The sequence below is a fragment of the Cellulomonas triticagri genome (assembly GCF_003696205.1).
Taxonomy (GTDB): Bacteria; Actinomycetota; Actinomycetes; order Actinomycetales; family Cellulomonadaceae; genus Cellulomonas; species Cellulomonas triticagri.
Genome location: NZ_RFFI01000122.1, coordinates 2,471 through 12,621, shown reverse-complemented (window position 1 = coordinate 12,621; position 10,151 = coordinate 2,471). Strand labels below are relative to the sequence as shown.

10 protein-coding genes are annotated in these 10,151 nt (G+C 76.3%); 3 read left to right on the top strand and 7 right to left on the bottom strand.

Features of this window, described 5'->3' with window-relative positions; genetic code table 11:
- Both EBM89_RS17215 and EBM89_RS17210 read right to left on the bottom strand, forming a co-directional pair.
- Positions 1 to 498: hypothetical protein (locus EBM89_RS17215; protein ID WP_199732180.1), on the bottom strand; the 498-nt coding region annotated here is incomplete at its 3' end.
- Positions 495 to 908, bottom strand: coding sequence for a DUF4383 domain-containing protein (locus tag EBM89_RS17210; RefSeq protein ID WP_122150870.1), 414 nt, complete (start codon positions 906 to 908; stop codon positions 495 to 497). The genes EBM89_RS17215 and EBM89_RS17210, both read right to left, overlap by 4 nt.
- A 156-nt stretch (positions 909 to 1,064) precedes the next feature.
- Here EBM89_RS17210 and EBM89_RS17205 point away from each other — a divergent pair, with 156 nt between their 5' ends.
- Positions 1,065 to 1,358: an MTH1187 family thiamine-binding protein gene (locus EBM89_RS17205; RefSeq protein ID WP_122150872.1), complete on the top strand. Its 294-nt coding sequence runs from the start codon at positions 1,065 to 1,067 to the stop codon at positions 1,356 to 1,358.
- 146 nt (positions 1,359 to 1,504) lie between these two features.
- Entirely contained in the window at positions 1,505 to 2,605 is a 1,101-nt protein-coding gene (locus tag EBM89_RS17200; RefSeq protein ID WP_122150869.1) for a restriction system modified-DNA reader domain-containing protein, read from the top strand.
- A gap of 5 nt (positions 2,606 to 2,610) precedes the next feature.
- Here EBM89_RS17200 and EBM89_RS17195 read toward each other — a convergent pair whose 3' ends face one another.
- The 5 genes from EBM89_RS17195 to EBM89_RS17175 all read right to left on the bottom strand — a co-directional run bounded on the left by EBM89_RS17195 (position 2,611) and on the right by EBM89_RS17175 (position 8,105).
- Positions 2,611 to 3,579, bottom strand: coding sequence for an alpha/beta hydrolase (locus EBM89_RS17195; protein ID WP_122150868.1), 969 nt, complete (start codon positions 3,577 to 3,579; stop codon positions 2,611 to 2,613).
- A gap of 16 nt (positions 3,580 to 3,595) precedes the next feature.
- Entirely contained in the window at positions 3,596 to 4,558 is a 963-nt protein-coding gene (locus EBM89_RS17190) for a zinc-binding dehydrogenase (RefSeq protein WP_122150867.1), read from the bottom strand.
- Between the two features lie 65 nt (positions 4,559 to 4,623).
- Positions 4,624 to 5,445 (bottom strand): maleylpyruvate isomerase N-terminal domain-containing protein, encoded by an 822-nt coding sequence (locus EBM89_RS17185; RefSeq protein WP_122150866.1) that lies wholly within the window; start codon positions 5,443 to 5,445, stop codon positions 4,624 to 4,626.
- 39 nt (positions 5,446 to 5,484) lie between these two features.
- The gene (metX, locus tag EBM89_RS17180; protein WP_233571815.1) at positions 5,485 to 6,702 is read right to left on the bottom strand and encodes a homoserine O-acetyltransferase MetX; all 1,218 of its coding nucleotides are present in this window, start codon (positions 6,700 to 6,702) and stop codon (positions 5,485 to 5,487) included.
- 83 nt (positions 6,703 to 6,785) lie between these two features.
- Complete coding sequence (locus EBM89_RS17175; protein ID WP_122150865.1) at positions 6,786 to 8,105, bottom strand: bifunctional o-acetylhomoserine/o-acetylserine sulfhydrylase; 1,320 nt, start codon at positions 8,103 to 8,105, stop codon at positions 6,786 to 6,788.
- A 594-nt stretch (positions 8,106 to 8,699) separates the two neighbouring features.
- Between EBM89_RS17175 and EBM89_RS17165 the strand changes: the two genes are divergently transcribed.
- A complete protein-coding gene (locus tag EBM89_RS17165) occupies positions 8,700 to 10,061 on the top strand; it encodes a C40 family peptidase (protein ID WP_122150863.1) in 1,362 nt (453 codons plus the stop codon).
- Positions 10,062 to 10,151 lie beyond the last annotated feature (90 nt).

Below are 10,151 nucleotides of genomic sequence, written 5' to 3'. Positions count from 1 at the left end.
GGCGCCGAGGGCCAGCGCGATGGCGGCCCCGAGGGCGAGCACCAGCGCGGCGCCCTCGGCGGCGGTGGTCGCGGTCCCCGTGAGCGGCGAGGTCAGCAGCACGGCGGGCCCGGCGACCAGCAGGACGCCCACGGCGACCCGCGGGACGGGGGCCGGGCCGCGCAGGGCGGCCAGCGACCAGCCGATCGCGACCAGGCCGAGCGCGGCCACGGCGATCCCGACCGCGAGGTGGTGCTCCAGGTGGCCGGAGCCGATGCCGGCGGCGACGAGGCCGAAGCCGAGCGCCGCCATCGAGGCCCAGAGCCGCGCCCCGAGCTGGAGCGACCCCTCGATGACCTCGGTGGCCGGGCCGGGGCCGACGTCGGCGCGCGCAGGGGTGCGCTCCGTCGACCGGTCCCGGGCCCGGGCGCTCGCCGGTCGGGCGACCGGGAGTGCCGTGAGCAGCGTGCGGACCGCCCCCGACGTCCCGGGGGCCCGACCGGCGAGCGGGGCGGTCATGCCCGGCGCGCCGCGGTGGTCGCGGTGGACTTGTCGGCGGCGAGGCCGACGCCGAGCAGCAGCACCGCGCTGGCGAAGTGCAGGACGTTGTCCGCGCCGTTCAGGGCGAGGATGTTCGCCGACGAGCCGACCAGGAACAGGCCGAGCAGGCCGACCAGCAGGTAGACGGCGCCGACCGAGGTGTTCGCGGCCTTCGCGGCGGTGACCGACGAGGTCGCGGCGCCGAGCAGCACCGCGCCGATGAGCAGGTGCACGATGTTGTGCAGCGGGTTGACCTCGAAGATGATCAGCGTCCCGCCGGAGGTGCCGGCGAAGTCGGACCCGGAGCTGACGAAGAACCCGGCGATCCCGACGAGCAGGTAGACGGCGCCGAAGATCCCGCCGATCAGGCGGTTGGCAGACTGTCGCATGGTGATCTCTCCTTCCGGGGTACGTCCCCGCTGACGTGCGTGGGGTGTGCCACGCACGAGGGGTTCGGAGCCGTGGGCTGCGCGGATGGGTGGAGATCACTGCGGATCCGGCCGCGCCCCTGGACGGACGGGCCCCGCTGCACCAGGGTGGGGGTCATGCTCGTGGCCTTCTCCGTGTCCCCGCTCGGTGCGGGCGAGTCCGTGACCGACGCCGTGGCCGACGCGGTGCGCGTCGTGCGGGAGTCGGGCCTGCCCCACCGCACCGACGCGATGTTCACCACGGTCGAGGGCGAGTGGGACGAGGTCATGGACGTCGTGCGGCGCGCGACGGAGGCCGTGGGCCGGCACGCCGGCCGGGTGAGCCTGGTGCTGAAGGCGGACATCCGCCCCGGGCACGAGGGCGAGCTCACCGGCAAGGTGGAGCGGCTGGAGGCCCGGCTGTCCTCCTGACCGGGGCCGCGCCCGCGACGGGCGTGGACATCTGGTGCAGATGGGTGGTTCCCGGGCCGACGGGCCCCAGGTGGATGACAGACTGCCGTGGCGGTGCCGGGCGGGTGGGCACGGGGCACGGACGCGGGAAGGGAAGCAGCGGACTGATGGCGATCTTCGAGCTCGACGGCGGCCGAGGCTCCCTGGTCCAGCCGATGCGGCCCCGCACGGACTCCTTCGAGGTCGACTCCGCGACGCTCGTCGGCGAGCACGCCGCCGCGCTGGTCGGCGAGCAGGTGCTCCCCGTCCGCGAGGGCGCGAGCGGCGGCCCGCACCTGCTGGCCCTGGACGCCGCGGCGCGCCCGCTGGTCGTGGAGGTCGCCCCGCTGCTCGACGAGGCGGCGCTCGTGCGGGCCCTGCGGCACGCCGGGGGCGCCGCGCGGCTGAGCCGGTCCGACCTCGCGCGGATGTACCCGGGCGGCGGGGAGGCGTTCGAGGCCGACCTCGCGGTGTTCCGGGACCGCGCGCCGCTGGTGCGCGCGCAGGCCACCGGCGGGGTGCGGCTCGTGATCGTGTGCTCCGACGTCGCCGAGGGCGCGCTGGACGCGGTGGACTTCGTGACCTCGGGCCTGGAGGTCCAGGTGCTGCGGCTCGGCGTGACCCAGGGTCCCGGCGGACGCCGCTACGTGGAGGTCGCGCCGCTGCCGACCGGGCCGTCCCGGACCGACGAGCGGCGGGCCGTCGAGCCCGGACCGCGCACGGGGTCGATCCAGGTCGCGCCCCGGGCGTCCGGTGCGGCAGTCACGGACCCGACGCCCGTCGTCGCGACGCTCACGCCCCCGGCAGTCGCACCCGCCGCACCGCCCACGCCCGGTGGTCGGCGCGGTGACGAGACGACGCTGATCCCCCCGGTGCCCGCGCAGGACCCGACCCCGGACGCGGCCCCGTCGCACGTCGCCGCCCCGGTCGCTGCCCCCGCTCCCGCGCCCGCCTCGGGTGCCGACGCGGAGCCGCTGCCGCGGCTCGCCGTGCTCGCCGCCGCGGAGGGCCAGGACCTGGAGCTCGTGTGGCACCGGGTCCGCCGGGGTCAGCGGTTCGTGGCGACGTTGCGCCAGGACGGTCTGATCCAGCTCGCGGACGGCAGCGTGCACGCGGACCCGGGCGCGGCCGCGACCGTGGCCGCGGATCTGGAGACGCCCACGGACGGCTGGCGGGTGTGGCGGTTCGGCGACGACGGGCCGACGCTCGGCGAGGCCGTCGCGGGCTGACCGGGTCAGGACCAGCCGTACGCCGCGGTCCAGCGACTGATCTCGGCGTACAGGCGTGCCCGGACCGGGGGCGCCGAGAGCGTGAGGTCGTGCAGCCCGCCGGGGATCCGCACCACGGACACCACGGGTCCGAGCTGCACCGCCCGGCGGGCCAGCAGCTCGACCTCCAGCACGACGTCGGCGGACCGCATGTCCTCGCTCCACCGCGGGCTGATGACCGTGCGGTCGGACGCCAGCATGAGCACCGGGGTGCTGATGTGCAGGCCGCGGGCGACCTCGGCGTGCCCGGCGATGATCGCCGCGAGCCACCCCGCGCGGGCGGGGAAGGACGGCACGGGGCGCCAGCGCTCGTCGTAGGTCCACTCGCCGCCCTCGGCGGCCCGCAGCGTGCGGGCGTAGAACCCGGTGTCGATGTTGGGCAGCGGCACCTTGGGCTGCAGCCGCGCGAGCCGCATGACGGCGGGGGCGCTGACGTGCCGCACCACCGCTGCGCCCTGCAGCTCCAGCCACGGGGAGTTCAGCACCAGGCCGTGCAGGCGCCCGGGGTGCCGGTTCGCCCAGAGCACGCCGACCAGGCCGCCGGTGGAGTGACCCATGAGCATGACGCGGGCGCTGGTGCCGAGGTCGCGGTGCACCTGGTCGAGCGCCGCCTCGATCTCCTCGTCGTAGGTGCGCAGGTCGTCGACGTACCCGGGCGTCTGGTGCGCCAGCAGGCTGCGCCCGTACTTGCGCAGGTCGAGCGCGTAGAACGCGGCGCCCTGCGCGTGCCAGAACTCCGCGAGCCCGGTCTGGAAGAAGTAGTCCGACCAGCCGTGCAGGTACAGCACCGCGCGGACCGGCCGCACGGGCTCGGGCGTCGGCGGCGCGTACCGCACGAGGCTGGCGACGACGTCGCCCTCGTCGTCGGGCGCGAGCTCCAGGGTGCGGACGCGGTAGTCCTCGCCGAGGACGTCGGTGCGCCAGCGCCCGGCCATGCGTGCCTCCCGCTCGTCAGACCTCGGCGACGATCTTCCCGAACTGGTCGCCGCGCGCCAAGCGTGCCAGGCCCTCGCCGACCCGCGCGAGGGGCACCGTGGAGTCGACCAGGGGACGGACGCCGGTGCGGGCGAGGAACGCCAGCAGCTGCTCGAGGTCCTGCTTGCTGCCCATGGTCGCGCCGCGCACCGCGATCTCCAGGAAGAACAGCCGCTGGATCTCCATGCGCTCCGGGTCGCCGGTGGTCGCACCCGCGACCACGATCGTGCCGCCGGGGCGCACGGAGCGCACCGAGTGCGACCACGTCGCGGCACCGACGGTCTCGATGACGAGGTCGACCCGCACCGGCAGCCGCTCGCCGGACGGGACGGCGCCCGCGGCTCCGAGGGCGAGCGCCCGGGTGCGGCGGTCCTCGTCGCGGCTGGTCACCCACACCTCGAGCCCGGCGGCCGCGGCGAGCCGGATCGCGGCGGTCGCGACGCCGCCGCCCGCGCCCTGCACCAGGACGCGCTGCCCGGGCTGCGCCCCGCCGGTGGTGAACAGCATCCGGTAGGCGGTGAGCCAGGCGGTCGGCAGGCACGCCGCCTCGGCGAAGGTCATCCCGGCGGGCTTGTCCACGAGGTTCCACGTCGGGACCGCCACCTGCTCGGCGAGCGCCCCGGGGTAGCGCTCGGACAGCAGCGAGCGCGGCTCGTCGGGCCCCACGCCGTGCCCGCTGGCCCCGCCGACCACGCCGTGCACGACGACCTCGCGGCCGTCGGCCGTCACGCCCGCGGCGTCGGTGCCGAGCACCATGGGCAGCTGCTCGGGCTTCAGGCCCACGCCGCGCAGCGACCACAGGTCGTGCTGGTTCAGGGCGGCGGCCCGGACGTCGACCGTCGTCCAGTGCGCGCGCGGCTCGGGCGCGGGGCGGTCGCCGACGGTCAGCCCGCTCAGCGGGTCGCGGGTGGAGAACGAGGTCACGGTGGCGGCGAGCACCGTCCCACCGTAGCGGCGCGTCCGGCGCGCGCCCCGGGACCCCGCGGCCGGGTCGCGGGTGAGGCTCAGAGCAGCGGCAGCATCCGGCCCAGGTCGGGCACGGCGTCCGAGGTGAACCGGGGTGCGAGGGCAGCGGCGAGCACGTCCACGTCGTAGGGCACCCGCCCGGCGGCGAGCCGCACCCACGTCAGCGGCTGCACGATCTCCAGGTCCCACCCGCCGCGGGCGCGCACGATCCGCAGCAGCGCACGGGCGACGTGGTCGAGCGCGTCGCCGTCGAGCGGCCCCGCCGTCGTGACGCCGTCGCCCAGCCCGTCCGGGCCGAGGCTCCCGGGGACGCCGGGCAGCGGCCCGACGCCGGTGCCGAGCTCCGCGCGGGAGCCGGGGGCGGCGCCTCGCGCGCGGGCCAGGGAGCGCTGCAGGTCGTCGGCGTGCACGACGAGCTCGGTGAGGCGGGAGGTGACCATCGTGGACAGCAGCACCGGACCGCGCCGGGCCTGCACGACGCGGTCGGCCGGGCCGAGGTCGTCCAGCCGGGCGAACGCCGCCGCCACCCGGGCGTCCACGTGCCGCAGCGGGTCGTCGGCGATCTCGGCGGCGAGCTCGCGCGTGACCCGGTCGATGTCCGCGGCCCGGCCCGCGTAGGTGCCGAGGTACTCGGCGAGGCTCAGCGGGACGGTCCCGGCGGGCACGGGCTCGCACGCGGCGAGGGCGTCCATGGCACGGCCGAGGTGCGCGACGAGATCCGCCACCGACCAGCCGTCGAGCACCGAGGGGGTGCCCGCGCCGCCCTCCTCGACGACCTCGCCGACCCAGTCCCGCAGCACCCGCCACTGCCGTCGCAGCACCGCACCGGCCTCGGTCACGTCCCCGCCCGCGCTCGTCATGGGCTCAGGCTCCCACGGCGGGTGCCGGGCCGGGCACGCTCAGCGCTCGCCGTGCGGGGGCGTGGCGAGGTGCTCGCGCACCCACGGGGCGAGCTGGTCGTGCTCGATGAGGAACCCGTCGTGCCCGTACGGCGTGCGCAGGGTCCGCAGCGGGCGCGCGCCGGGCACCCCGTCGGCGACGCGCGCGGACTGCGCGGGCAGGAACAGCCGGTCGGAGTCCACCGCGATGACCAGGGTGTCCGCCGTGATCGTGGCGAGCGCCGCCTCGACGCCGCCGCGGTCCCGGCCGAGGTCGTGCGTGATCATCGAGCGGGTCAGCGCCGCGTAGGTGTTCGCGTCGAACCGGCGGGCGAGCTTGTCGCCGTGGTGGTCCAGGTAGGACTGCACCGCGAACCGGCCGCCCGCGAGCGGCTCCTCGCCGCCCTGCGGGATGCGGCCGAACCGCTGGTCGAGCTCGACCGCGCTGCGGTACGTCTGGTGCGCGATCTGCCGGGCCAGCCCCAGGCCGACGTGCGGCCCCTCGCCGTCCGGGGCGTCGTAGTAGTCGCCGCCGCGGTACCGGGGGTCCGCGGCCAGCGCGGTGAGCTGGGTGTGGAACGAGGCGATCTGGTCGCCCGAGGTCTGCGCCGAGGTGGCGATGGCGGCGAGCCGGGCGACGCGCTCGGGGGCGGTGACGGCCCACTCCAGCGCGCGCTGCCCGCCCATGGACGCGCCGACGACGAGGGCCCAGGTGTCGACGCCGAGGGCGTCGGCGACGCGCAGCTCCGCGGCGACCTGGTCGCGCACCGTGAGCTGCGGGAACCGGCTGCCCCAGGGACGGCCGTCGGGTGCGTCGCTCGACGGGCCCGTGGAGCCCTGGCAGCCGCCGAGGACGTTCGGGGCGACGACGAACCACCGGTCGGTGTCGATCGCGGCACCGGGTCCGATCAGGGTCGACCACCAGCCCGGGGTGGGGTGCCCGGGCCCGGCGTCGCCGGTGACGTGCGAGTCGCCGGTCAGGGCGTGCAGCACCAGGACGGCGTTCGACGCGTCCGGCGCGAGCGTGCCCCACGTCTCGTACGCCATCCGCACCGCGGGCAGGCGGCCGCCGCCCTCCAGGCGCAGCGGCCCGACGTCGACGAACTGGCGGCGCCCGGGGTCGTCCCCGGCGCGCCAGGCCGAGGAGGCGCGCGGCGGGCCCGCGGGCGCGGGGCTGGTGCGCCGGGCCGAGCGGGTGCCGTGCGCGGGGGTGGTGGTGCGGGTGGGGCGGTGGGTCACGCGGAGGTCCTCGTCGTGGTGCGGGTGCCGGTCCGGGACGGGGTGCGCCCGCCCCGGACCGGGCGTCGGGGGTCGGGTCGGGCTCAGGCCCCCTTGGCGGCGCGGAAGCCCGCGTCCAGGTCGGCGAGGATGTCCTCGATGCCCTCCAGCCCGACGGACAGCCGGACCAGCCCCGGGGTGACGCCGGACAGCGCCTGCTCCGCCGGGGTGAGCTGGCTGTGCGTCGTGGACGCGGGGTGGATGACCAGGGACCGCACGTCGCCGATGTTCGCGACGTTGGAGTGCAGCTCCAGCGCGGACACGAACGCCTGCCCGGCGGCGGCCCCGCCCTCGACCTCGAACGCGAGCACCGCGCCGGTGCCCCGCGGCCCGTACTTCTGCCCGAGCGCGTACTGGGGGTGCGACGGCAGGCCCGCGTAGGTCACGGACAGCACGTCGTCCCGCGCCTCCAGCCACTCGGCGACCTGCTGGGCGTTGGCGACGTGCCGCTCGACGCGCAGGGACAGCGTCTCCAGGCCCTGCGCGATGAGGAACGCGTTGAACGGGCTGATGGCCGCCCCGAGGTCGCGCAGCAGCTGCACCCGCGCCCGGAGCACGTAGGACAGGTTGACCCCGAAGGCGCCGTCCTTCCCGAGGTCGCGGGCGAACACCAGGCCGTCGTACGAGGGGTCGGGCTGGTTGAACGACGGGTAGCGCTCGGGGTCGGCGCCGTAGTCGAAGGTGCCGCCGTCCACGATGACGCCGCCGATGGCCGCGCCGTGCCCGCCGAGGTACTTGGTGGCGGAGTGCACGACGACGTCGGCGCCCCACTCCAGCGGGCGGATCAGGTAGGGCGTCGGCACGGTGTTGTCCACGATCAGCGGGACGCCGGACTCGTGGGCGACACCCGCGACGGTCTCGATGTCGAGGACGTCCTGCTTCGGGTTCGGCACCGTCTCGGCGAAGAACGCCTTGGTGTTCGGGCGGACCGCGTCGCGCCACGCCTGCGGGTCGTGCGGGTCCGTGACGAACGTCGTCTCGATGCCGAACCGGGGCAGCGTGTGGTGCAGCAGGTTGTACGTGCCGCCGTACAGGCTCGGGCTGGCGACCACGTGGCTGCCCGCCTCGGCGACGTTGAGGATCGCGTACGTCTCGGCGGCCTGGCCGGAGGCGAGCAGGAGCGCGCCGACGCCGCCCTCGAGGGAGGCGATCCGGTCCTCGACGGCCTGGACGGTGGGGTTGCCGATCCGGGTGTAGATCGGGCCGAGGTCCTTCAGCGCGAACCGGTCGGCGGCGACGCCGGCGTCGGGGAACACGTAGGACGTCGTCTGGTAGATCGGCAGGGCGCGGGCGCCGGTGGCGCTGTCGGGCGTCTGGCCGGCGTGGATCTGGCGGGTCTCGAAGGACCACTGCTGCTGGGTCATCGGTGCTCCTGGTGGCTCGGGCGCTGCGGTGCTGCGGTGGGCTGCTGCTGCGGGTGGGTGTGAGCGCACGCGGGGTCGTGACCGGGGCGTCGGGGTGCCGGGCTCTGCGGGATCCGGGGGCTCCGCGGGGCGACGGGTGGTCGCGGGCGGGGGAGCGGGGTCCCGCTGCGCCGGCGGGTGTCGGCGCAGGCCGTGGGAGGCCGTCGCGCGGGCACAGCCGAGCGTGCGCGGATCAGCGACACATTCGGCGGGACATGCCGATCAGGGTACGGAGCGGGTGCTCGGCGGTGGAACAGCCGTCTCGCGATGCGAGATGGGCTGTCCACGCGGCGGTCGCCGGTGGTGCGGCGCGGGCCCGCGGTGGCGGTCACTGTCGCCCGGTCGGGTGATCCCCAGGGTGACTTGTCCGGTTCCTCCCGAACCACGTCGGTGTGACTCGTGTGATCCGTGTGACTCGTGTTCACTTCTGTGGTTCGGCCGGGTAGCGTTTCCGCGGGGCCAGCCGGAGCACCGGCACCCGCGCCGTGTCGTGCCTGTACCGCAGACCCATCGGGTCCGCCGAGGGACGGCCGTCCCGGGACGAGCAGACGAAGGGTGGACGAGGTGCGGACGACCGGACGAGCGCGCGCGGCACGCAGCGCGGCCGCGGTGATCACGGCGGCGGTGCTGCTGGTGCCTGCGGGCGGTGCGGCGCTGGCCGACCCCGACGTGACCGACCAGGACGTGCGCGACGCGCGCCGGTCCGTGCAGAGCGCGGCGGGCGCCGTCGCCGACATCGAGGTGCGGCTCGCCCAGCTCAGCACGCAGGCCGACGAGGCCGAGATCGCCGTGCAGCAGGCCGCCGAGGACTACGCGCAGGCCCAGGCCGACCTCGCCGAGGCCCAGCAGGACGCCGCCGACGCGAGCGCCCAGTACGACGAGGCGCAGGACAAGCTCGCCTCCGCGCGCTCCACCCTCGTCGCCATCGCCCGCGAGGCCGCCCGCTCCGGCGGCTCCATGGAGACCGTCGAGGCGCTGCTGTCCGCCGACGGCTTCCAGGACGTCGTCGACCGCAACGAGGCGCTGTCGCACGTCAGCACCAAGGCGGACGAGGCCGTGCAGCGGTACCTCGCCGCCGAGCAGGTCGCCACGACGTTCAAGGCGAAGGCCGACGAGGCCGCGCAGGCGCAGGAGACCGCGGCGGCCGAGGCGGAGCAGGCGTTCGACGCCGCCGAGACCGCGCAGTCCGACGCCGAGGCCGCCGTCGCCTCGGCGCAGACCGAGCGCCAGGGCCTCATCACCCGGCTCGCCGCGGCCCGCAGCACCAGCGCCGAGGTCGAGCAGGCCCGGCAGGACCAGGTCGACGCCGAGCGCCGCCAGCGCGCCGAGGCCGCCGCCCAGGCGGCGCGCACCACGACGCCCGCCGTGAGCACCCCGGCGACGCCCAGCACCCCGGCGCCGTCGACGCCGAGCACCCCCAGCACGCCGTCGAACCCGAGCACGCCCTCGACGCCGAGCAACCCGGCGCCGAGCAACCCGGCGCCGAGCAACCCCGCGCCCAGCAACCCGGCCCCGGTCGCGCCGCCCGCGCCGACCCCGCCGCCCGCGTCCTCCGGCGCGCAGACAGCCATCGCCTGGGCGCAGGGCAAGATCGGCCTGCCCTACCTGTGGGGCGGCACCGGCCCGAACGGCTACGACTGCTCCGGCCTCACCCAGGGCGCGTGGCGCGCCGCGGGCGTGTCGCTCAACCGGACGTCGCGCGACCAGTACCGCCAGGTCACCAAGATCTCCTACAACGACCTGCAGCCGGGTGACCTCGTGTTCTGGGGCAGCAACCCGAACGACGCGTCGTCGGTCTACCACGTGGCCCTCTACATCGGGAACGGGCAGATCCTCGAGGCGCCGAGCCCCGGCAAGAACGTCAAGATCAGCCCGATGCGGTACGCGAACACCATGGCGTACGCCGGCCGGGTCTGACCTAGGCAAGCAGAGAGGCCCGCCGCGGAAGCGGCGGGCCGCACTGCGTGCCGGGGTGTCTACCCCGAGGGCGGGGGTTTGGCCCGTTCC